This window comes from Cohnella faecalis, assembly GCF_003570905.1.
GTDB classification, from domain to species: Bacteria; Bacillota; Bacilli; order Paenibacillales; family Paenibacillaceae; genus Cohnella; species Cohnella faecalis.
This window is the reverse complement of record NZ_QXJM01000039.1, coordinates 476,110-498,906: the sequence shown is the minus strand read 5'-3', so window position 1 is coordinate 498,906 and position 22,797 is coordinate 476,110. Positions and strand designations below refer to the sequence as shown.

The following is a 22,797-nucleotide window of genomic DNA, read 5'->3' as shown; positions in this document are numbered from 1 at the left end:
CAAACTTCCAGCGGCATCCTTATTTGAAAATTCCTTGCCATCCCCGCGTAATCTTAACCTACCAGTTCAATCGCGGAGCAGATGCAAATCAAGCCGATTTTATTCTACCGTGGCGGTACGTCGGTCGAAGATTTAACGGGATTAACCACCAAGGAGCGTGCTCCGGACCCGGGACCATCGGTGCCGACACCGTCGGCCGATTGTGCCGCCGAGACACGTATAACCGGGGCGACTGCGTCGTATCCGTTACCCGCATAAGCCGCCGTCTTCCGTCCGGGGAACCACCAATTTGACCGGCCGAGCAGCTTCATCGCGACGGGTACGAGCAGCAGACGGATGACGGTAGCGTCGATTGCAATCGCAATTGCCATGCCGAAGCCAAGCATCTGGATCGGCAGCACGCCGGAAAACGCGAACCCGGCAAAGACGGCGAACATGAGCACTCCCGCACCCGTAATAAGCGGTCCCGTCTTCTCCATGCCTTCCGCGATGCTCTCTTCGTTTTTGCCGGTACGATCGTACTCCTCTTTGATGCGGCTAACCAGAAAAACTTCGTAGTCCGTGCTTAAGCCGAACAACAGCGCGAGGAGAAGCACCGGAACAAAATGAATGATGTAGCCGTTCGACTCTACTCCGAACAGCTCGGAGCCGTGCCCGTTCGCGAATACGAACACAAGGATGCCGAATGTGGCCGCGACGGAGAACAGGTTCATGACGATGGCTTTCAGCGGAAGCAGAATACTTCGGAACGTCAGGACGAGAATTACGAAAATAAGGATGAGCATCACGCCAAGCGCCGGCAGCAAGCTGTCTTTGATTGCGTTCGACGTATCCATGCCCGACATCGTTTCCCCGCCGATCGAATAAGTGGTTCCCGCAGGCAAATCGAACGAAGGAAGCAGCTTATCGTGGAACTGCTTGGCGACCTCGCGCGCCGCATCGCTCGAGCCGTACTGATCCATCTCGACTTCGACGATCGCTTTATGTCCGTCCCCGCTCAAATAGCGGGAAATCATCCATTTGACGTCTCCGGGAAGAGCGGCTCCGTCATTGGCTTGGAGCAGTTGCGATGCGGCTTCCGGCGTCATGCCTTGGAACATGGAAGCGAACGAAGTCACCTTCAAGACGTGATCGTGCTTCTCCAGCTCCGCCTGAAGCGCTGCAAGCCGCTTCAACGCCTCCGGCGCGGCCCAGGACCCTTCTGCCTGATCAAGCACGATCGTTAGCGGGCTCGTCGAGCCAACTCCGAATGATTTTTCCAGCACGGTGAAGCCTTGGCGAACGCCCGTCTCAGCCGGCAGCATCCTGATATCCGGAGAGTACAGCTTCATGCCGACTGCGGGAATCGCCGCTACGAAAAGCGCACCGAGCGTTACGATCAGGAAGAGCGCCGGACGGCGCATGATCGCATTCGTCCAACGTCTCCAGCCGCTGACAGTGCCCGCTTGCCGAGGGCGGTTCAAGAACGGTATTCTCCCCTTGTTGATACGCGCTCCGAGCATGCCCAATACAGCGGGAAGAAGACTTAGGCTGGCCAATCCCGCGATGAAGACGACGGCGATTCCGCCGAACGCGATCGCGCGAATAACCGGCATCGGCACGACGAACAAAGCCGACAACGCCGCAATTACGGTAATGGCCGAAAATAATACGGTATGCCCTGCCGTCGCCAATGTCTTGGCCAGCGCTCCCGCTGTGTTATCCCGTTCCAGCTCCTGCTTGAAGCGGCTGACGATGAACAAGGAATAGTCGATCCCGACGCCCAGCCCCAGCATCATGGCCGCGTTCGTAACGAATACGGACAGCTCCGTCTGAGTGGCGGCCGCATAAATGACTCCCATCGCGACAATGACCGACGCTATCGTCACAAGCAAAGGCGTAAGCATCGCTACAAAGGACCGGAAGACGAGCAGCAAAATTACGATGATTAGAGGAAATACGATCATTTCGGCTTTGGCGAGCCCTTCCTGGCTTTGGGCGCTGTTCTCTCCCTGGAAGGCCGCCGTCCCGACGAGATACGCCTCCACTCCGAGCGATTTGGCCTGCTCGGCCACTCTATCCTGATACTCATTGATTTGATTGATCAAGTAGTCGAATTCAATATTCATGTCGACGATGGCCGTACTAACGTACGGATCGTCGCCGATCAGACCTCCCCGAACGGAATCGGATGCGTCCAGAATGCTGAATACGTCCGTCACGCCTTCCTCCGTCTTCAAACGCTCGACGACTTGGCGCAGCTTGTCGTTGTAAGCAGCCGTTCCCGCTTTATGCTGAGCGTCGCGCAGAACGAGCGTGAGCGAGCTTGCGGACCGACCTTCGAAGCCGGAAGCAAGCTTTTCGTTGGCAATGGTCGAGGTGGCGCCGGTAATTTCCCATCCGCCGCCGCTAAGAATCGCGGGCAATTTGCCAAACACGGAAGCACCCAGCACGAACAGTATGATCCACAGAGCTACGATAACTATTCGGGCTCGGTAGACGAAACGCCCCCATTTCCCAAGCATGTCGTGCAGTTTCATTTTCTCCACCTATCCTTATCTATGTTTTTGATTGCTCGTTCAAACAATAAATATTTAAAATTTAGCGCCGCATTGCAGCCAACGAGCACTCTCGATGCGCGCTAGTATTGGTTGTACATTCAAACAATTCATATCGTCAAGCAAAAAGCGCCTTCGGAGTCCTCCGGACGTCGAAGAAGCTATGCATCGTCATCAGATGAGTATAAGGAGATCCAACGGCGGGTCTTACGATCCGCCGCTTTTGGATTGCAGCGACTCGAAATAGACGGCCAGCATGTCGCCAAGCATGGCGTAAGCTCCGTCCATGTCGAAGCTTGGGTCCGCGAGCTTCTGCAAGCCGACTCCCTCGAACACGGACAACAGTATGGAACTCAGCGGTTTGGAAAGCTCCGTGGGCAACCGCCCGACTTCCTCGACAAGCCTCGCAAGATGAGCCCGCTTCACGTCCATCGTTTCCTTTAACAGCCCGGATGCCTCGCCTTCGCGAAGACCGATAGCAGCGAGCTCGTATCTCAGTCGGAACCAGTCCGGATTGTCCATCGCCCTATTCTTCGAGAGCATGAGCAATTGCCGGATCAATTCCGCATTCACAGGCTTGCCGTAAAACGATGTCATATCGTCGAAGCTTTCGCAATATCGAATTGTTTCCCTGCGCGCCACTTCCGCGAGAAGCAGCGATTTACTCTGGAAATAATAATTGATCAGCCCTTGGGCAACGCCGGCTCTCTTGGCAATCTCCTTGGTTGACGACTGATCGTAGCCCCCTTCGGCCAGCAGTTGATAGGCGGCTTCGATTATCTTCTCCCGCTTGTTGTCTTCGCCCTTCATCCTAACTGCCTCCTACCGATTGAATGAACGTTCAAACAAATATTAGCATGAAAGGAAGCGTCGCGCAAGCGGGTGTAATGGAAAATGAGCGCCGCATGCAAAATCCCGCCCATCGGCAGGCGAGGGCGGGATTTCAGGTATGGCGACATGCAGTCATGGCGATATGCCATCATCCGAAATGCCATCATGGCGATATACGGATTTGACACTGTGCCGCTATGAATTAAGGCCTTGCTTAATTTAGACCCTGCTTAGTTACGCTGCTGCTCAGTTATACCGTTTCGTTTCTACGGTAAACCTTTGCGGCAAACGCTTGTTTAGCGGCTCTTCGCTTCGTACTCCGCAATCCACTCGGAGGTGCGGGAAAGCTCGGCGTCCGCACGCTCGATGGCGGCGGATACTTGCGCGGTCGCGGTTCCGCCGTAAACGTTGCGGGCATTGACGACGCTCTCCGGTTGAAGAACCTGATAGATGGTATCGTCGAACAACGCGGAAAATTGCTTGAACTCGTCCAGCTTCAGGTCGAGAAGGAATTTATTTTGCTGAATGCAGTAGAGAACGGTTTTGCCAATGACCTCATGGGCTTGACGGAAAGGAAGTCCCTTCGCGGCGAGGAAGTCGGCAATGTCCGTCGCGTTCGAGAAGTCCTGATCGACCGCGCGGCGCATCTTGTCGGTGCGAACCTTCATCGTCTCGATCATCGGCGCGAACAGCTGCAACGCTCCTTGAAGCGTCTTCACCGTATCGAACATGCCCTCTTTGTCTTCCTGCATGTCCTTGTTATAGGCAAGCGGAAGCGACTTGAGCACCGTGAGCAGGCCGATCAGGTTGCCGTATACGCGTCCGGTCTTGCCGCGAACGAGCTCCGGAACGTCCGGGTTTTTCTTCTGCGGCATAATGCTCGAGCCGGTGCAGAACGCGTCGTCCAGCTCGACGAACTGGAACTCCGTACTCGACCAGAGGATCAGCTCTTCGGATAGACGCGACAGATGAGTCATAACCAATGCGGCGCCCGACAGAAACTCGACGATGAAATCGCGGTCGCTGACGGCGTCGAGACTGTTCTCGTACACTCTGCCGAAGTTAAGCTGCTTCGCCGTATACAGACGGTCGATCGCAAACGTCGTACCGGCAAGCGCGCCGGCTCCGAGCGGCAGAATATCGATGCGCTTGTAGCTGTCTTGAAGACGCTCGATGTCGCGTCCGAACATGGACACGTACGCCATCAAATGATGCGCGAACAATATCGGCTGCGCCCGTTGAAGATGAGTATAGCCCGGCAAAATCGTGTCCAGATTCGCCTTCGCCTGACCGATCAGTGCCGTTTGCAGCTTGTGCAGCAATTCGACGAATTCGACGACGCGCTTGCGCAAGTAAAGATGCATGTCGGTCGCCACTTGATCGTTGCGGCTCCGTCCCGTATGCAGCTTGCCTCCGACCGGCCCGATTTCCTCGATCAAAGCTTTTTCAACGCTCATATGAATGTCTTCATCGGCGACGAGAAACTCGTGTTCCCCCCGCAAAATACGCTGCCGCACTTTCAAGAGCCCATCCTTGATTTTCTCGACGTCCTCCGCAGGCAGAATGCCGCAATGACCGAGCATCGTGACGTGAGCGAGGCTGCCTTGGATATCTTCCTCCGCGAGCTCCTTGTCGAATGTGATCGATGCCGTATATTCTTCCACTAGCTGATCGGTTTTTTTCGTAAACCGTCCGCCCCATAGCTTGCTCATTGAACGCTAACCCCTCTCTGTCTTCAAAAACGGCAAAAGGGGAGCCCGGCGAAGGTGCCTCCCGCATAGCCCCGCATGAACGGGGGATGGTTTGGCAGGCTTCGCGACGGGTTCCCTTTTGTCTTTATCGATTAAATGCCGGATGCGCCGGTAACGCCGGAAGATACTTTCAGACGCAGCGCATTCAGGCGGATAAAGCCGGTAGCGTCGCCTTGATCGTACGCTTGAGTAGGGTCCGCTTCCATCGTGGCGATGTGCGGATTGTACAGGCTGACCGGGCTTTTCAAGCCCGCTGCCATGACGTTCCCTTTGTACAGCTTCAGCCGGACGGTGCCGGTGACGTTCTTCTGGCTCTCGTTCACGAGCGCCTGGATGGCCAGACGTTCGGGAGCGAACCAGAAACCGTTGTAGACGAGCGAAGCGTATTTGGAAATGAGGGAGTCGCGAAGATGCATAACGTCGCGATCCATCGTCAGAGATTCCATCTTGCGGTGAGCGGTGAAAAGAATGCTGCCGCCCGGAGTCTCATAGACGCCGCGGCTCTTCATGCCGACGAAGCGATTCTCCACCATGTCGACGCGTCCGACGCCGTGCTTGCCGCCGAGCTCGTTGAGCAGCTCCATGACTTCCAGCGGGCTGAGCTTGTTGCCGTTAACGGCTACGCAGTTGCCGGCTTCGAAATCAAGCTCTACGTATTCGCCTTGGTCCGGAGCTTTTTCCGGCGATACGCTCAGTACGTACATGTCTTCCACGTCCGCCGCACTCGAGTCGAACCACGGATCTTCCAGCATGCCGCTCTCGAAGCTGATGTGGAGCAAGTTGCGGTCCGTCGAATAAGGCTTCGAGGCCGAGGCTTGAACCGGAATATTGTGCTTCTCGGCGTAAGCGATCATTTCCGCGCGGCCCGGGAACGCTTCGCGGAACGCTTCGTCGCGCCATGGCGCAATTACTTTGATGTCCGGCGCGAGAGCCGCCGCCGTCAGCTCGAAGCGGACTTGGTCGTTCCCTTTGCCCGTGGCGCCGTGTGCGATGGCAGTAGCGCCTTCGGCCAGCGCGATTTCGACCATGCGCTTCGCGATCAGCGGACGCGCGATGCTCGTGCCGAGCAAGTATTGGCCTTCGTAGAGAGCGCCTGCTTGAAACATCGGATAGATGAAATCTTTGGCGAATTCGGCGCGAAGATCGTCGATGTACACTTTGGATGCGCCGGTCTTGATCGCTTTTTCCTCGAGACCGTCCAGTTCGTCCTTCTGTCCGATATCGGCGGTGAAGGTAATAATTTCGGCGTCATACGTTTCTTTGAGCCACGTCAGGATGACGGAGGTGTCGAGACCGCCGGAGTATGCGAGTACGATTTTTTCTTTAGCCATGTGGGTGGAGACCTTCTTTCGGGAAAATGGTCCGGCGCGACGCCGGAGAGGAACGTTCCATAACGTCCTCGTTATTCGTTACATAATCGCTGCCATGATCGCTTTTTGCGCATGGAGGCGGTTCTCGGCTTCATCGAAAATAATGGAATGAGGCCCGTCGATGACCCCTTCGCTCACTTCTTCGCCGCGGTGCGCGGGGAGACAGTGGAGGAACAAGTAATCGGATTTTGCATATTGGGTAAGAGCTTCGTTAACCTGGTAGTTTTTGAACGCTTTTTCGCGCTCTTTCTGCTCTTCCTCGAAGCCCATGCTTGCCCATACGTCGGTGTAGACGATGTCGGCATTCTCGATCGCCTCGCGCGGATCGAGCAGAACATCGATGCGGCCGCCCGTCTCGGCTGCGGCTTCCTTCGAAATCTTGATAATGCCCGCATCGGGCTCGTATCCGGCAGGCGTTGCGCTGGCAAAATGCATGCCCAGCTTGGCCGCGCCCATCATAAGGGAATGAGCCATGTTGTTGCCGTCGCCGATGTAGGCGACTTTGAGACCCTCCAGCCGTCCTTTGTGCTCGAGCACCGTCTGGTAATCGGCCAATGCCTGGCACGGATGCGACTGGTCGGACAAGGCGTTGATAACCGGAATCGTCGAAGCGCGCGCAAGCTCCACCACGTTCATATGTCCGAATGTGCGAATAATCATTCCGTCGAGGTAGCGGGACAAGACTTGCGCCGTGTCGCGGATCGGTTCGCCGCGCCCCATCTGGATGTCGTTGCGGCTTAGGAACAGCGCATGACCGCCAAGCTGGAACATGCCGACTTCGAACGATATGCGCGTGCGAGTCGACGACTTCTCGAAAATCATGCCGAGCGTCTTGCCTTTCAACGGCTGGTAAACTTCGCCGGCTTTTTGCTTATGCTTCAGCTCGATGGCGAGATCGATCAAATACCGAATTTCCTCCGGCTTGTAGTCAACGAGCCCTAGAAAATCGCGTCCTTTTAAAGCAGCCGCGATTTCTTCCCGGCTAGCGGCAGCGGGTTGCGTTGGCATGGCAATCCCTCCTTCATCTTTCTTGAACTTTCTATGATTGCTTAGGTGCTTAGCGTAACGATTAGGGTTGGCGTCTTTGATGCTTATGCTTGCTTGGCGGCCGCTTTTTCCGTCAGGACGGCGGCAATCAGCGAAACCGCGGCGTCGATTTCTTCATGGGTGACGAGCAAATTCGGCAGCAGGCGGATAACGTTCGGGCCGGCCGGAACGACCAGCAGCCCTCTGCGGTGAAGCTCGCCGATTTGCTCGGAGACCGGAGCGTCGCAGAGAATTCCGATCAGCAGCCCTTTGCCGCGCACTTCGATGACGCCCGGCACGTCTTGCAGACTGGCGCGCAGCTGCGCCGTCAAGTAGTCGCCCGCCTCCGCCGCTTTCTGCGGAGCGTTCTCCTTCAGCATCGTTTCGATCGTGGCAATGACGGCTGCCATAGCGATCGGAGTGCCTCCGAAGGTCGTCGCGTGCGAGCCCGCCGTAAAGGCCGGGACGAATTTCTCCTTCGCCAGCATCGCGCCGACGGGGAAGCCGCTGGCGATTCCTTTGGCAAGCGTGAAGACATCAGGCTCGACGTCGTAATGCTGGTGAGCGAACAGCTTACCGGTACGTCCCATACCGGTCTGAATTTCGTCGAGGATAAGCAGCAGGCCGTGCTTGTCGCACAGCTTGCGCACTTCGCGCAGAAAATCCGGATCGACCGGAATAACGCCGCCTTCCGCCTGAACAAGCTCAAGCATGACGGCTGCCGTACGATCATTCACCGCAGCTTCCAGCGCCTTCAAGTCATGCAAAGGAACATGGACGAAGCCCGCAGGCAGAGGAAGGAAGCCTTCCTTGACTTTATCCTGGCCCGTAGCGGTAAGCGTGGCAAGCGTCCGCCCGTGGAACGATTGCGTGAAGGTGATAACTTCATAACGCTCTTCGCCGCGCACCTTCTGGTGGTAACGACGGGCAAGCTTGATCGCCGCCTCGTTCGCCTCGGCGCCGCTGTTGCAGAAGAATACGGTGTCGGCGCAGCTGTTGTCTGCGAGCAAGCGCGCGGCCTTCTCCTGATTCGGGTTGGAGAACAGGTTGGACATGTGCCACAGCTCGTCGAGCTGCTTCACAAGAGCATTCTTGACCGCATCCGGCACATGGCCCAGATTCGTCACTGCGAGGCCGCTCGCGAAGTCGAGGTATTCCTTGCCTTGATCGTCCCAAAGACGGCTTCCCTTGCCCTTCACGAGAGTGATGGGAAAACGGGCATAAGTAGGAAACAGCGCGCTGTCGCTCATATTCGATCTCTCCTTTGTTTGGGTGATGGTGGCGTTGGCGTTAATGGCGATTGGTGCTATTGGTGCGGTTAAGGCCCTTAAGTAAATAGCTGTAAAATGTACCGTTATTCTTCGTACTATCGATTCCATTAACGCGGTACCTGTAAAACATACATCTATTTTCGGCCTTCGTCGCACAAACGTGCTTTGGTGCTTGTATTAGCTGTATGAAATGCATCTATATCGTTAATTATGGTCGTTAAAGACTAATTAGCTGTATAAAATACAGTTCGTGCGTTCACCGCCGGGGTTGCCGGGGTTGCCGGGGTTGCCGGCAAGAAGCCGACGCGCCAGCCGCACGCTTACCCCCGCAGGATGCGGGTGCCGATGCCGCCTTCGCGGACGGCGCGGCTCAGGACGCGCGGCGCGCTGCCGTCGACGATGAGCACCTCGCGCACGTTGCCATGCAGGCAGCTCATGGCGGCGCGAACCTTCGGGATCATGCCGCCGTAGATTTCGCCGCTCGCGATCATCTCTTCGATGTCGGCGAACGTCACTTGCGGCAGCACGACCTTCTCGCCGTTCACGGTGCGCATAATGCCGGGGACGTCGGTAACGACGATCATCGTGTCGACGCCAAGATACGAGGCGACCGCGCCGGCTGCCGTATCGGCGTTGATGTTGTACCGTTGGCCGGAGGCGTCGATGCCGATAGGCGCAATAACGGGCAAATAACCCAGCGCCACGATGCCTTCGATCAGCTCGGCGTTCACACCCGTCACGTCGCCGACCAGGCCGACTTCGTCGGCGTTAGCGACGGGCTGCGCCTCGATCAGCCGTCCGTCCGTGCCGGACAGGCCGATCGATACGGCTCCGTTCTGCTGCAGCTTGCGCACGATCTCCTTGTTGATCCGACCGGCCAGCACCATCTCGACAACGTCCAGCGTCGCCTCGTCGGTTACGCGCAGCCCATTCAAAAATCGGCTCTCAATGCCAAGCTTGCCGAGAGTCTCGTTAATCGCCGGCCCGCCGCCATGTACGATAACCGGCTGAATGCCGCTCTCCTGCAGCTCGCGCAAATCCTGAAAAAAAGCGTCCGGCAGCGCGGCAAGCGTGCTGCCCCCGCATTTCATAACAAATCGGTTCATCGGCTGCGTTCGCTCCTTATGTCCGGTAAGCCGCGTTGATCCGCACGTAATCGTACGTCAGATCGCAGCCCCAAGCGATCGCTTGGCCGCTTCCCATGTTGAGGTCGACGTGGATCATTACCGTATCGCCCTTTAAGTATTCAAGCGCAACCGCCTCGTCGAACGCGACAGGGCGGGATTGCTCCAGAACGGAAATGTCGCCCAGCCGAATATCGACCGTGCCTACGTTCACTTCGACACCCGCACGGCCGACGGCGGCAATGATGCGCCCCCAGTTGGCGTCGGCTCCGAACGCCGCCGATTTGACCAGACTCGATCCGATGACCGTCTTCGCAATTGCGCGGGCGGCATCGTCCGAGCTTGCGCCGACGACGCGCGTCTCGATCAGCTTGGTCGCCCCTTCGCCGTCGCGGGCGATCGCTTTCGCCAAGTCTTCGCACACATGGCGCAAGCCGTCCGCGAACGCCGCGAACGAAGGATGGCTTCTCGTCAGCTCCTCGTTCTCGGCAAGCCCGCTCGCCATAGCTACGAGCATGTCGTTGGTGCTCGTATCTCCGTCTACCGTAATCATGTTGAACGTGACGTCGGTCACCTCGCGCAGCAGCTCCTGCAGCAAAGGCGCTCCGATCTTCGCATCCGTCGTCACGAAGCCGAGCATCGTCGCCATGTTCGGATGAATCATGCCCGAGCCCTTGGATGCGCCGGAGATTGTTACCTCCTGACCGTCGACCGTCAGCTTGACGCAAGACGTCTTCTTGACCAGATCGGTCGTCAATATCGCCTGGCAAAAATCTTCGGAGCCTTGCGCGTCATCGCGCAATCGGCCCGGCAGCTTCTCGATGCCCGAGACGACCCGGTCCATCTTCAACAGCTCGCCGATCACGCCAGTCGAAGCTACCGCTACTTGATCGGCCGGCACTCCGAGCGCTTCCGCAAGCTTGGCTTGCATCGTGCGCGCATCGGCTTCGCCCTGCTCGCCGGTACAGGCGTTGGCATTGCCGCTGTTCACGATAACCGCGCGCAGAACGCCGCCTTCCCCAAGCGCTTCGCGGGTTACAAGCAGCGGCGCCGCTTGGAACAAATTCGTCGTATAAACGCCGGCAGACGCAGCCGGAACATCGCACAGAATGACGCCGAGATCGTGACGTTCCGTTTTTTTCAGTCCGCAGTGCAGCCCTCCGGCTTTGAAGCCTCTGGGCAGCGTGATGCCGCCTTCCGGCACTACTTCATAATTTCCCATTATCGTTCGTCGTTCCTCTCACGCTAAATTAAGGATAGACCGGGGTGAACTGGAGACCGAGCGTTTCGTCCCAGCCCATAACCAGATTCAAATTCTGAATGGCTTGACCTGCCGCGCCCTTGACCAGATTGTCGATGACCGAAATGACTGTAACCCGTCCCGTACGCTCGTCGACGTTGAAGCCGATGTCGCAATAGTTCGAGCCCCACACTTCCTTCGTCGCCGGCCATTGCCCGTTCGGACGAATCCGCACGAACTTCCTGCCTTCATAGAACTGGCGATACAGCTCCACGAAATCGGCGGCAGACCGCCGCTCTTGCTGCGAGGCGTAAATCGTCGACATAATTCCCCTTGTCATCGGCACGAGGTGAGTCGTGAAGGTCACGGCGACGGGACGGCCCGCAGCGCGCGCGAGCGACTGTTCGATCTCGGGCGTATGCTGGTGCTTGTTTATTTTGTAAGCTTTGAAATTTTCGTTGATTTCGGAAAAATGAGAGCTGAGATTCAAGCCCCGACCCGCGCCGGATACGCCCGTCTTCGCGTCGATAATGATGCTGTCCGGATCGATCCAACCCGCTTTGACGGCTGGATATAGAGCAAGCACGGCGGAAGTAACGAAGCAGCCGGGATTGGAAATGAACGATTGACCCTCCACTTCGTCCCCGAAAATTTCGCACATGCCGTAGACCGCGCGGTCAACATCGGCTTGGGAAGCCGGCTCGTGTTTATACCACTGGCGGTATTCTTCGATGTTTTTCAACCGGAAGTCTCCGGACAAATCGATAACCTTAAGCCCCGCCTCCAAGTACTGCGGAGCGAGCTTCATGCTTACGCCGTGAGGAGTAGCCAAAAACACGACGTCGGCTTTCTCGCTCACAAGGGCCGGATCGACGTCGTCGAGCTTGTCGGCGCGGATTTCCGTCAAATGCGGAAAGCCTTCCGCAATCGGAGACCCCGCGCTGGAGGACGAAATGACGGAAGTGACGTCAACGTACGGATGAGATGCGAGTAGACGGATCAGTTCTACGCCGCCGTAGCCGGTCGATCCTACGATCGCCGCGCGCAGCTTGGGTGTATTCATCTAAAATTCCTCCATGCATAAAAGAATTACGAAGGGTATGAAACAATGGCAAAACCACCCTCAATTGTAACCCATCGAGTCTCGGAAAGAAAGAAGACCGGACCAGGATTCGGCATCCTGCCGGATAATGAATTATTATACACTCGATGTATTATTTATGCAACCTTGGATCATGAAAGCCTTCACCCAGCACCTCGGTCGTGTCGCTAATGATGACGAAGGCATCGGGATCGACTTCCCGGACGAGCGCTTTCAGCTTCGCAACCTCGCTCTGACCGACGACGACCAGGAGAACCGGACGGGATTGCCCCGTGTAGCCCCCTTGCCCTTGCAGCTTCGTCAAGCCGCGATCCAGATCGTGAAGAATCGCCGCGGATACCCGTTCCGGCTCGGAGGAAACGATGAATGCGGCTTTGGACGTATTGAGTCCGACTTGGACGATATCGATCGTTTTGCTTGTGACGAACAGGCCGATGAGAGCGTACAACGCTTTTTCGGGGGATATGAGCAAGCCTGCCGTAAAAATCACGAGGCCATCCAGCAAAGCGACGGCAAGACCGAGCCTGATTCCGGTCCATCGGCGAATCATTTGGGCAACGGTATCGAGCCCGCCCGTCGACCCCTGTCCGCGAAACACGAGTCCCAGCCCCAGTCCGACGCCGAGACCGCCATAAATGGCGGCAAGAAGCGGATTATGCGTAGGCGGCGTCCAATGCGCGGTAAGCAGCACGAACAAGGGCAGCACAATGGAGCCGATCGCCGTTTTCACGCCGAACGACCGCCCCAGTATGAAAATCCCGGCAATAAATACCGGTATGTTAAGCGCCCATTGAATGTAAGCGGGAGGGACATCCGTTACCGAGTTCACGATGATCGATATCCCGGACACTCCTCCGGATGCGATACTGTTCGGAACCAGGAACAAGTTAAAGCTGGCCGCGATCAAAAAAGAACCGAGAAGAAGCGATACGATAGATGCGAAACGGCGGACCGATGGAGAAAAACGCGGTTGCCGGCGATTGTTCTTGCTCATGATGTCAATTGCCCCTTGTGTGAGATCGTGTCCGTGAAAGAAATATCGGTTCGGTTGTCAGTGTTGGACCTCTCCAAGAATAGTATGCATGGTACCTAATTCGAGGAGGCTCCCATGGATACCGGAGAACGAAAAGAGCGAAACGAGACGCAGGACATGAGGATTTTTCGAAAGATCGATTTATGGGTGAGAATCGGTTCCGCCATCCTGGCCGTCGCTGCTATCGCTGCCGCGATCTGGACGAGATCCTTCCGTTAAGAGCCGGAGCCGCCGAGTCCAATTCGGCAACCTCGACGATGCAAAAAAAACGAAGCCCGCAGCCTAATCGATATCGATCGACCAATGCGGACTTCGTTTATGCCTTACTGCACCTCTTGCTTGATCTGGCTTCGCAGATAGCCGTCGATGAAGGGATCGATATCGCCGTCCATCACAGCGCCCACGTTGCCGGTTTCCACCTGCGTCCGATGATCCTTGACCATGCTGTACGGATGGAACACGTAGGACCGAATTTGACTTCCCCATGCGATTTCCATCTGCTCGCCGCGAATGGAAGCAAGCTCGTTCTTCTGCTCCTGGATCTTCAGCTCGTAAAGCTTGGAAGCGAGCATCTTCATCGCACGATCCCGGTTCTGAATTTGCGATCGCTCGGTTTGGCATGCGCAAACGATTCCGGTCGGAATATGCGTGATTCGAATGGCCGATTCCGTCTTGTTGACGTGCTGGCCTCCGGCGCCGCTGGAGCGGTACGTGTCGACTCTCAAGTCTTCGGAACGAATATCGATCTGCACGTCGTCCGTAATTTCAGGAACGACGTCGCAGGAGACGAACGACGTATGTCGTCGGCCGGACGAGTCGAACGGCGAAATACGAACGAGACGGTGTACGCCCTTCTCCGCTTTCAGATATCCATAGGCGTTGTGCCCTTTGACCATGATCGTGACGCTCTTGATGCCGGCTTCGTCGCCGGGCAGGAAGTCGAGCAGCTCGACCTTGAAGCCGCGCTTCTCCGCCCAACGGGTGTACATCCGATAAAGCATCTGGCCCCAATCCTGCGACTCCGTGCCGCCGGCTCCCGGATGAAGCTCAAGAATCGCGTTGTTCTTGTCATAGGGCTCGCTTAGCAGAAGTTGCAGCTCGAACGAATCGACGGCCGCCTTCAGCGCAGTCACGCTGTCCGACCAGTCGGCCGCCATTTCCTCGTCCGACTCGTCCTCGAGAATTTCGATCATGTCCTCGAGATCCCTGCATTCGTTCTCCAGCTTCAAGTACTGGTCGACGACGGATTTAATCCCGTTAAGCTCGGAAATAACTCCTTGCGCCTTCTCGTTGTCGTTCCAAAAATCGGGCGCGCTCATCTTCTCTTCGAAGTTCGCGATCTGCTCCAGCTTCAGATCTAAGTCAAAGAGACCCCCTGAGTGGCTGAAGCCGCTTCGCAGTCTCGCGAAGATCTTGCTTAAAGGTCACGTCTAGGACGGACATGAAACGATCACCTCGTCAATAAGTCGTATGCAGATTAGTCTATGCTGCCATGACACATTTTGTATTTCTTGCCGCTGCCGCATGGGCACGGATCGTTCCGTCCGATTCGCTGCTCTTCGCGCTTGGCCGGACGTTTGCCCTCTTCGGCTTTCGTGTCCACGGCCTGGCCTTCGGCGACCGCTTCGCGCTTCAGGTTGCTCTCGACTTGAGCCTTCATGATATAGAGCGTAATTTCTTCCTCGATCCGCTCGATCATGCCGAGGAACATATTATGGCCTTCGAATTGATATTCGCGAAGCGGATCGTTGCCGCCGTACGCGCGAAGATGGATACCTTGGCGAAGCTGATCCATCGCGTCGATATGATCCATCCACTTGCTGTCTACGGCGCGGAGAACGACGACCTTCTCGAATTCGCGCATCGTATCGGAGCCGATGCTTTCTTCCCGCTCGTCGTACAGCTGACCGATGCGCTCCATGAGCATCTCGATCATGTCTTCCTTCTCTTTGCCCCATAGATCGTCCTTCGTTAGCCGGTCTTCCGGCAAGAAGTTGGCATGGGCGTAGGTGAGAAGGCCGTCCAGATCCCAGTCTTCCGGAACGTCTTCGCTTGAACAGTGGCTCTCTACGGCCCGAGTAACGACGGATTTGATCATTCCGACAACGACCTCGCGGATATTGTCGGAGAACAGAATTTGGCGCCGATCGCCGTAAATTTTCTCCCGTTGCAGGTTGATGACGTCATCGTACTGCAAAACGACGCGGCGAGCGTCGAAGTTGCTGCCTTCTACGCGCTTCTGGGCCGATTCGATGGCACGGGTAATGAGACGGCTCTCGATCGGGGAGTTCTCGTCGAAGCCGAGACGCTCCATCATGCCCATAATATTGTCGGCTCCAAAACGCCGCATCAATTCGTCCTCCATGGAGAGGTAGAATTGCGAGGAGCCCGGGTCTCCTTGACGGCCGGCACGACCGCGGAGCTGATTGTCGATCCGGCGGCTTTCGTGCCGCTCCGTACCGATAATATGCAAGCCGCCGACGCCAGGCACGCTTTCGCCCAGAAGGATGTCGGTACCGCGGCCCGCCATGTTGGTGGCAATCGTAACCGCGTTATGCTGACCGGCGCGGGAAATGATCTCGGCCTCTTCGGCGTGATACTTCGCGTTCAGAACCTTGTGCTGAATGCCTTTCTTCTTGAGCATATCGGAGATGCGCTCGGAGTTCTCGATGGATACCGTACCGACGAGGACGGGCTGTCCGGTCTTATGGCGTTCCACGATTTCCTCGACGACCGCTTTGTACTTGCCGTTCTCGCTCTTGTAGACGATATCGGGAATGTCTTGGCGAATGTTCGGACGGTTGGTCGGAACCTGGACGACTTCAAGCCCGTAAATCCGCTTGAACTCCTCTTCCTCCGTCTTGGCCGTACCGGTCATCCCCGCCAGCTTGCGGTACATCCGGAAGTAGTTCTGGAACGTAATCGTTGCCAGCGTCATGCTCTCGTTCTGAACCTTGAGCTCTTCCTTCGCCTCGATCGCCTGGTGGAGACCGTCGCTGTAACGGCGGCCCGCCATGAGACGGCCCGTGAATTCGTCGACGATAATAACTTCTTCATCCTGCACGACGTAATCGACGTCGCGCTTCATGATATAACGCGCGCGAAGCGCTTGGTTGACGTGGTGATTGAGCAGGACATGCTCGTGCGAATACAAGTTGTCGATATTGAACGCTTTTTCCGTCTTATTGACCCCTTGCTCGGTCAATGTGATGCTGCGCATCTTAACGTCAATCGTAAAATCCTCGACGTCTCTCAGCTTGCTGACGAAACGGTCGGCGGCAAAATAAAGCTCCGTCGACTTCTGCGCTTGTCCGGAAATAATAAGCGGCGTACGCGCTTCGTCGACCAGAATGGAGTCTACTTCGTCGATGATGGCATAGTATAGCGGGCGCTGGACCATCTGTTCCTTGTACAGAACCATGTTGTCGCGCAAATAATCGAACCCGTATTCGTTGTTCGTTCCGTAAGTGATATCGCAGGCGTAAGCCTGCTGCTTCTCCTCGTGAGACAAGCCGTGCATGTTGCAGCCGACGGTCATGCCCAGGAATTCGTAAATTCGGCCCATCTCCTGGCTGTCGCGCAGCGCCAAGTAATCATTGACGGTGACGACGTGAACGCCTTTGCTTGCCAGTGCGTTCAAATAGACGGAAAGCGTTCCGACCAGCGTTTTACCTTCGCCGGTTTTCATCTCCGCGATTTTGCCGCTGTGAAGCACCATGGCTCCGAGCAGTTGGACGTCGTAATGGCGCTTGCCCAGCACGCGCTTCGATGCTTCGCGCACGACGGCGAACGCTTCGGGGAGAAGATCGTCCAGATCTTCGCCTTTCTCTAGGCGTGCGCGGAATTCTTCCGTTTTGGCACGGAGCTGTTCGTCGCTGAGCGGCGAAATTTGCGGCTCCAGTGCATTGATTTGTTCAACCGTTTTCGATAGACGTTTGACTTCTCTTTCGTTGGCGTCGCCGAATATCTTCTTAACCAGTCCGAGCATGGTCTACCCCTCTCTCATATACGCGGGTATAGCAGTATCTCATCATTTTAACAGTTTGAAGGGAGTGCGGCAAGGAAAGGAGACGCTCGTCCCCGCTCTTCGGGCATGCCAAAAAAAGCAAGCCTCGCCAGCAGACAACGAAGACGGCGCCGTCCTCGGGAACGGCGCCGTCTTCGTGTTCGATTTGTCGACTCCTCCGACAGCGCCGGAAGGGCCTTATAGCAAGCTATCGGATGTTGCCTCCGGCGACCCGATCCCCGGAGTTGCCGGAAGGGTCCGTCTTGCCGTCGTCCTCGGTTGCGTGCACGAGCAGGGATCTGCCCCAGACGGAGTTCTCTTTTCCTTTTTCCAGCGTCATGCCCTCAATAACAAATTCCGCGTGCGCCGTGCCGTCCGCTCCCGCTTCCAGGTTGGCGAAATCGCCCGCATGGTGTCCTTCCGGATTGTTATGGCCGTGCTTTTTGCCCGTCGGATTGTAATGTCCGCCCGCCGTCTTGAAATCATTGTTCTCGAAATTTTTCTCGTGCAAATGCAGTCCGTGCTTGCCCGGCGACAGCTGCGACGCCGTCAGATGGACATGGACGCCGCCTTCCTGCTCGGAAAGCTTCGCCTCCCCGATTACCGCGCCCGCGCCGTTCACGATCCGAACCTCCGCTTCCCCGATCCATACCGACCGGGTCTCGCCGTCCCAGTAGACGGGCGTCTCGATAAGATTGGCGGCCAGCCGGATCGGGACGTATGTCGTGCCTTTGTATTGAAGCGATTCCGGAACGGCAACGCCGTTGTTGGCGAATTGCCCGTCGGAGGAGGAGCGGTCCGTTCCTTGAACGAGAAACCGCAGCTTGCTCGGAGATACGGAAATCGAGCCCTTCGTCTGAGCCAGCGCGATGCCGGAGAAAAACACCGATCCGCACAAGAAAGCTGCCGTCACTTGGAAAAAATCGATTTTTCTTTTCATCTGCTCGTCATCCTTCTTAAATTATTTAATGAGAGTGCGGTCGACGATCGACAGAATCGTAATATCGTCGTGAATGCCTCGGGATACTGTCCAAGTCGACGAAATCGTCGGCACCAGATAGAGAGAGATCATCGGAGCTTTGTTCACGAACGCGGTCGCCCCGGCGTCCACTTTGACGATTTTGCCGTTGATTTTCATTTGGCGGCTTCCGATCTTCTGCTCGACCTTAAGCTGGCCTTTCGTCGCCGTGAAGGTGGACGTCTTCGCGTTCCATACGAATTTGTAACCCATCGCTTCAAGCAAATTTTTAGCCGGTACGTACTGGGTTCCGAGCGGATCGGCCACTTTAACCTTAAGAGGCTTGCTGTTGACGAAAACATAAACGCCTTTCGCCGTAATTTCCGAGCTGTCCTCGACCCGTTCTCCGTACAACGAGTTGTACATTCCAGCCTTCAAGCCTTTCGTGCTCTGGCCTTCCGTCACCTCCGCCAAGCTTTCGTACTCTGTCGCGATCCATTTGGAATCGCCCGGCAAAAGCTTTACTCCTTCGAATCTGACATTCGTCAGCGCAACCTGATTAAACCCTTTGTCGAATAGCTCGAAAGCCGTCGCCGGAGTTTGAATCGTGTACGGGCTCGTATTCTGGAACAGCACGATCGAACGAAAATGAGCCTCGGGAATTTTGTCGTTCCCCTTCACAACGTCGGTGCGAATGACCTGGAACGTCAGCTCGTTATACTCCATCTCCTCCAAGCCCTCGAAAAAGCTTTCGGCCGTCTGCTCGACCGCTTCGTCCCCTTCGCCGCCCGATCCGTCCGCTTCCTCCGCAAACGCCGATGTCGATCCCGTTATCGCAAAACAGAGAACCAATGCCGCAAGCGCGCTTTTCCATCCTGCCATCTTCACTATTCACATTCCCCTTTCGTTATGATTGCATTACCGATGATATAAAATCGGTTTGAATTTTCTGCGGGCATTCGGTCGAGTTTGTGCGAAAATCGTGTGAAGATTCCATGAAGAAGAGGAAGGGCTCATGATCGATCGAATCGGGAAAATAAAAAAAGCACTCCGCGCCTTTGGCGGAATGCCCCTATTCTTGCTAAGATGCCGTATGATTGCGCGTCGCTGCCGCAGCGCTTACCTGATAGACGGAACGAGCCGTCCAAAAAGTAGCGACGACAATGACCAGAATGACAAGCGCTCCCGTCGCAATAAGCCTCTCTGCGGGAAAAGAGAATAAGAAGCCTTCCGGCGTCTCCAGAGTTTGCGGCTCGATAATAACGAAGGCGGAGTACGCCCCGGCCCCGAAGCCGAGCGCCGTTCCGAACGCCGCCGTCAACGCGCCTTCCAGCCACAAATATAGCCGGAGATGCGCGGGCGGTATTCCGATCGCCCTTAACATTCCAAGCTGATCTTTGCGCATTCGGGAGGAGCGCAGCATAACGACGGAGAGGCCGGCAACGCCAATCGAAAGAGCGAGCAGATTAAACCGTTCGAACAACACAAGCTGGCTGCCGATGTTAGCCATATAGCCGACCTCGTAATCCGCCGCGCTGCGCAATGTCGGCACGTTCGATTTTCCAAGCGCTTGCGCGGTCTTCTCCCGCAGCTCCTTGGCTATCGAAATCGAGGGAAACCGAAGAAAGAATATGCTGTGAAGCTCCTTCTGCCCTTGTCCAAGCGCCATCAGCTCCCCGGCGTTAAGCCATACTCCCGATGTGCCCGGATAAGCGTATTCGCTATCTTCGACGACACCTACGATTCTCTTCTTCACCTTGCTCCCGTTCAGATCGAACGCCGCTTCATCCCCTGCCGGCTTCCATCCGTTATTGTTCATGAATCGGAGAGCTGCGGCGGAGACGACGATCGCGTCCTTATCCTCCGCCACCTCCCGCCACGGATCGGACGGGGAACGCTCGGAGAACGGCGCCGCTTCCAGCGTAGTCGCAGCCGCGTAAGAGCCGTCTATCCCATGAATCGGGAGCTTGCGATATGCGGACTCCTTCCACGGCAAGCGCAGGACGGACGCCACGACCGGACTCTCGTCTTGCGAGAATCCCGCCTGCTGCACATACCGCTCCAGCTGCGCTGACGTCGCCGGACGAATGTCTTCGGCGTAATAGTCGTAGCCACCCATGTCGGCGCGAGCGTCATAACGAACCAGCACCTCTTGGATGTAGACGGATATAACCTGCGAGAAGCTCGAAAAAAAAGTAACGCAAGCAAACAGCAGAATAAGCAGCCCCGACCTCAGCCGGTTGGATTGAAGCTGCCTCGCGACAAGGTTAAGAATGCCCGCCAAGGCGGTCGCGCGCCTCAGCAGCATCAAAGCAGCCCGGCACCCCCACTCCAGCCACCTTACGCCCGAATAGACGACAACGGGAAGCAGAACGCCGATCCCGATCCCCCAATCGAACAAATCGACACCGACGAACCAATCCCGGCGAACGGACGGCACGGCCAATAGCAGCACGAGAAGCAGCGAATAGACGAGTGAGAGCAAGGCAAACCAGGTATGGAACGTCTCGCTTCGGGACGACCGGGCACGCTTCCCGCCAAGCTCGACCGCGGCGACGGTCAAGAGCGAACGCGACAGCGTCAGTTGGGATACGAGCCAGACGCAGACGAATACGACTCCAATTCCTATCGATACGCCGACAAGCAGCGCTTTGAAGCTCGTCGGCCCGCTTATCCGCAACGTCAAACCGGAATCGACGGCGGTGTAGGCGTTCACGCTTCGAAGCATCCAGGAGCTCAGCCCGATTCCCGCCGCTCCTCCCGCCAATCCGGCCATTACCGCGTAGCCCAGCCCTTCCAGACGAACGATTCTTTTCAGATCAAGACGGCTGAAGCCAATCGACCGAAGCACGAGCATGCCGCGCTTGCGCTCCTCCACGATGAGACGAAACAAGTTAATGGTCAAAATGAGACTCATCAGAATGGCATTCATTTGAATAATTCCGAAAAAGCTGGTGGCGTAGAAGGGTGAGAAGCTTAAGCTTTGCATCGCTCCCGCCTTGACGGATTCCGAGGTCCAGGGAGGACGAGGAAAAGTGGAGCCTACGGCGCTCGTGTACGAGCCGGCGGGCAAGCCGAACAGCTTTCTTGCGCTGTCGGAGTCGACGATGGCGGTCGCATCTGCGAGCTGATAGCCGCGATAGCCGGTCAACCCGGCTTCCCGAACGACCTTCTCCACCTCGAAGGAAATCGCTCGATTGTTCAAATCCAACGCCAGAACGGTGTCTCCTTCTTGAACGGAAAGCCGTTCCGCCGCCGTGCGCGACAGCACGATCCGATCGGCCCCAAGCCGGGTGGAAAGCAGCCCCGTCCCGCTCAGCGCGGGATCCCATCGCATCGCTTCCGTCAGATCGGTCCCGATGACGAGGACGTTGGAAAGAGGCTCGGTCCTGCGCTCGCCGGAAACGGACGAGGACGGCAGCAGCGTCACCGCATACGAAACAATAGGCAGCAGCTTGGAGGAGGAGTCTCCCGCCGATTCCAGCATCGTCCGCATTTCATCGCTAGAAAAATAAGGATTCGACAATAAGGGCTGCTCGATTGCGGGCGCCTCTGCCACGATAGGCCCGAAATGCTGGCGATGATAGTCCTCTTCGCTCCCCTCTATTCCAAAGCGGACGCTGACGACTAGCGTAATAAGCGCAATTCCGACAGAAAGCCCGGCAACGGTAAGCAGCGCGGCCATTTTGCTCTGGGCGATTTCTCTGGCGGCGATGCGCCGAATATGAGGAAAGCGGATGCATATTCCTAAAGCATAGATCAGCATTAGCGCCAATGCGACAGCGGCAATCGGTAAGATCACGGAAGCCCGTCTCCTTGCATGCCGCGGCTTCCTTCCATAGCGGCAGACCGCTGCTCCAGTATCATTTTGCCGCTGTCCATATAGAAGGTGTTGTGCGCATAGCTCGCCACTTTCGGGTTGTGGGTGACGATGACGAAAGAGATGCCGTCCTTGCGGTTAATGTGCTCGATCAAATCCATCATCATCTCGTTGCTTTTGCGATCCAGCGCTCCGGTCGGCTCGTCCGCAAAGACGACCTTCGGCTCGTGCGCGATCGCTCGGGCAAGCGCCACTCGCTGCTGCTGGCCGCCGGACAGCTCGCCGGGACGGTGGCTCTCCCGGTCCTTCAGACCGACGCGCACGAGCGCCTGCCGCGCTCTTCGCTGCGCCTCCTTGCGAGGGACTCCTTGGCAAAGGAGCGGAAGCTCGACGTTCTCCAGAGCGCTAAGCACCGGCACAAGATTGTAAAATTGAAACACGAAAGCGAGCCGCTCCGCGCGAAAAGCGTCACGCCCGCGTTCGGACAGCTTATGCAGCTCCACGCCATCGATTCTTACCGCGCCCCGATCCAGCGTGTCCATTCCCGCCAAACAGTTCAGAAGCGTCGTTTTTCCGCAGCCGGACGGCCCCATGATGGAGACGATTTCTCCTTGCCGCAGCTCGAAGGATACCCCTCGCACCGCTTCGACTGCCCGCGCGCCCGTTCCGTACGTTTTCCAGACGTCGTTCGCTTCGATGATGACCGATTGTTCCATGGCTTCCGCCCC

Annotated in this window: 17 protein-coding genes; 1 reads left to right on the top strand and 16 read right to left on the bottom strand. The window is 56.6% G+C overall.

Features of this window, described 5'->3' with window-relative positions; genetic code table 11:
* Positions 1-104 precede the first annotated feature (104 nt).
* The 10 genes from D3H35_RS15245 to D3H35_RS15200 form a co-directional block, all read right to left on the bottom strand.
* On the bottom strand, positions 105-2,519 hold the full coding sequence (locus tag D3H35_RS15245) for an MMPL family transporter (protein ID WP_119150149.1): 2,415 nt from the start codon (positions 2,517-2,519) through the stop codon (positions 105-107).
* A gap of 225 nt (positions 2,520-2,744) precedes the next feature.
* On the bottom strand, positions 2,745-3,347 hold the full coding sequence (locus D3H35_RS15240; RefSeq protein WP_119150148.1) for a TetR/AcrR family transcriptional regulator: 603 nt from the start codon (positions 3,345-3,347) through the stop codon (positions 2,745-2,747).
* A gap of 317 nt (positions 3,348-3,664) precedes the next feature.
* On the bottom strand, positions 3,665-5,080 hold the full coding sequence (argH, locus tag D3H35_RS15235) for an argininosuccinate lyase (protein WP_119150147.1): 1,416 nt from the start codon (positions 5,078-5,080) through the stop codon (positions 3,665-3,667).
* A gap of 131 nt (positions 5,081-5,211) precedes the next feature.
* On the bottom strand, positions 5,212-6,450 hold the full coding sequence (locus tag D3H35_RS15230; RefSeq protein ID WP_119150146.1) for an argininosuccinate synthase: 1,239 nt from the start codon (positions 6,448-6,450) through the stop codon (positions 5,212-5,214).
* A gap of 78 nt (positions 6,451-6,528) precedes the next feature.
* On the bottom strand, positions 6,529-7,497 hold the full coding sequence (gene argF / locus D3H35_RS15225; RefSeq protein WP_119150145.1) for an ornithine carbamoyltransferase: 969 nt from the start codon (positions 7,495-7,497) through the stop codon (positions 6,529-6,531).
* A gap of 83 nt (positions 7,498-7,580) precedes the next feature.
* Complete coding sequence (locus D3H35_RS15220; RefSeq protein WP_119150144.1) at positions 7,581-8,765, bottom strand: acetylornithine transaminase; 1,185 nt, start codon at positions 8,763-8,765, stop codon at positions 7,581-7,583.
* 341 nt (positions 8,766-9,106) lie between these two features.
* Positions 9,107-9,892, bottom strand: coding sequence for an acetylglutamate kinase (gene argB, locus D3H35_RS15215; RefSeq protein ID WP_119150143.1), 786 nt, complete (start codon positions 9,890-9,892; stop codon positions 9,107-9,109).
* A 16-nt stretch (positions 9,893-9,908) separates the two neighbouring features.
* The gene (gene argJ, locus D3H35_RS15210; protein WP_119150142.1) at positions 9,909-11,132 is read right to left on the bottom strand and encodes a bifunctional glutamate N-acetyltransferase/amino-acid acetyltransferase ArgJ; all 1,224 of its coding nucleotides are present in this window, start codon (positions 11,130-11,132) and stop codon (positions 9,909-9,911) included.
* A gap of 28 nt (positions 11,133-11,160) precedes the next feature.
* Positions 11,161-12,213, bottom strand: a complete 1,053-nt coding sequence (gene argC, locus D3H35_RS15205; RefSeq protein WP_119150141.1) for an N-acetyl-gamma-glutamyl-phosphate reductase — start codon at positions 12,211-12,213, stop codon at positions 11,161-11,163.
* A 151-nt stretch (positions 12,214-12,364) separates the two neighbouring features.
* A complete protein-coding gene (locus D3H35_RS15200; RefSeq protein WP_119150140.1) occupies positions 12,365-13,246 on the bottom strand; it encodes a YitT family protein in 882 nt (293 codons plus the stop codon).
* Between the two features lie 114 nt (positions 13,247-13,360).
* Between D3H35_RS15200 and D3H35_RS30800 the strand changes: the two genes are divergently transcribed.
* Positions 13,361-13,504 carry a hypothetical protein gene (locus D3H35_RS30800; RefSeq protein WP_158594130.1) on the top strand — a complete coding sequence of 48 codons (144 nt, stop codon included), beginning with the start codon at positions 13,361-13,363 and terminating at the stop codon, positions 13,502-13,504.
* Positions 13,505-13,608: 104 nt separating this feature from the next.
* Here the strand turns inward: D3H35_RS30800 and prfB are convergent.
* The 6 genes from prfB to D3H35_RS15170 form a co-directional block, all read right to left on the bottom strand.
* A protein-coding gene (prfB, locus tag D3H35_RS15195) for a peptide chain release factor 2 (protein ID WP_119150139.1) occupies positions 13,609-14,728 on the bottom strand; the annotation gives its coding sequence in 2 pieces (ribosomal slippage) (positions 13,609-14,649 and positions 14,651-14,728; 1,119 coding nt in all).
* 34 nt (positions 14,729-14,762) lie between these two features.
* Positions 14,763-17,273 carry a preprotein translocase subunit SecA gene (gene secA / locus D3H35_RS15190; protein WP_119150138.1) on the bottom strand — a complete coding sequence of 837 codons (2,511 nt, stop codon included), beginning with the start codon at positions 17,271-17,273 and terminating at the stop codon, positions 14,763-14,765.
* Between the two features lie 226 nt (positions 17,274-17,499).
* Positions 17,500-18,231, bottom strand: coding sequence for a superoxide dismutase family protein (locus D3H35_RS15185; RefSeq protein WP_119150137.1), 732 nt, complete (start codon positions 18,229-18,231; stop codon positions 17,500-17,502).
* 21 nt (positions 18,232-18,252) lie between these two features.
* Positions 18,253-19,131, bottom strand: a complete 879-nt coding sequence (locus tag D3H35_RS15180; RefSeq protein WP_233568044.1) for a copper amine oxidase N-terminal domain-containing protein — start codon at positions 19,129-19,131, stop codon at positions 18,253-18,255.
* A gap of 199 nt (positions 19,132-19,330) precedes the next feature.
* Entirely contained in the window at positions 19,331-22,051 is a 2,721-nt protein-coding gene (locus D3H35_RS15175; protein WP_119150135.1) for an ABC transporter permease, read from the bottom strand.
* Positions 22,048-22,785, bottom strand: a complete 738-nt coding sequence (locus tag D3H35_RS15170; protein ID WP_119150134.1) for an ABC transporter ATP-binding protein — start codon at positions 22,783-22,785, stop codon at positions 22,048-22,050. Before D3H35_RS15170 ends, D3H35_RS15175 begins: the two co-directional genes overlap by 4 nt.
* Between the last annotated feature and the right edge of the window lie 12 nt (positions 22,786-22,797).

Bases quoted from the DNA above. Each gene is read 5' to 3' on its own strand.
- argB (WP_119150143.1), bottom strand. From the start codon at position 9,892: ATGAACCGATTTGTTATGAAATGCGGGGGCAGCACGCTTGCCGCGCTG.
- argJ (WP_119150142.1), bottom strand. From the start codon at position 11,132: ATGGGAAATTATGAAGTAGTGCCGGAAGGCGGCATCACGCTGCCCAGA.
- D3H35_RS15200 (WP_119150140.1), bottom strand. From the start codon at position 13,246: ATGAGCAAGAACAATCGCCGGCAACCGCGTTTTTCTCCATCGGTCCGC.
- D3H35_RS30800 (WP_158594130.1), top strand. From the start codon at position 13,361: ATGGATACCGGAGAACGAAAAGAGCGAAACGAGACGCAGGACATGAGG.
- D3H35_RS15240 (WP_119150148.1), bottom strand. From the start codon at position 3,347: ATGAAGGGCGAAGACAACAAGCGGGAGAAGATAATCGAAGCCGCCTAT.
- D3H35_RS15245 (WP_119150149.1), bottom strand. From the start codon at position 2,519: ATGAAACTGCACGACATGCTTGGGAAATGGGGGCGTTTCGTCTACCGA.
- D3H35_RS15220 (WP_119150144.1), bottom strand. From the start codon at position 8,765: ATGAGCGACAGCGCGCTGTTTCCTACTTATGCCCGTTTTCCCATCACT.
- argF (WP_119150145.1), bottom strand. From the start codon at position 7,497: ATGCCAACGCAACCCGCTGCCGCTAGCCGGGAAGAAATCGCGGCTGCT.
- argH (WP_119150147.1), bottom strand. From the start codon at position 5,080: ATGAGCAAGCTATGGGGCGGACGGTTTACGAAAAAAACCGATCAGCTA.
- D3H35_RS15185 (WP_119150137.1), bottom strand. From the start codon at position 18,231: ATGAAAAGAAAAATCGATTTTTTCCAAGTGACGGCAGCTTTCTTGTGC.
- secA (WP_119150138.1), bottom strand. From the start codon at position 17,273: ATGCTCGGACTGGTTAAGAAGATATTCGGCGACGCCAACGAAAGAGAA.
- argC (WP_119150141.1), bottom strand. From the start codon at position 12,213: ATGAATACACCCAAGCTGCGCGCGGCGATCGTAGGATCGACCGGCTAC.
- D3H35_RS15170 (WP_119150134.1), bottom strand. From the start codon at position 22,785: ATGGAACAATCGGTCATCATCGAAGCGAACGACGTCTGGAAAACGTAC.
- D3H35_RS15230 (WP_119150146.1), bottom strand. From the start codon at position 6,450: ATGGCTAAAGAAAAAATCGTACTCGCATACTCCGGCGGTCTCGACACC.
- D3H35_RS15180 (WP_233568044.1), bottom strand. From the start codon at position 19,131: ATGGCAGGATGGAAAAGCGCGCTTGCGGCATTGGTTCTCTGTTTTGCG.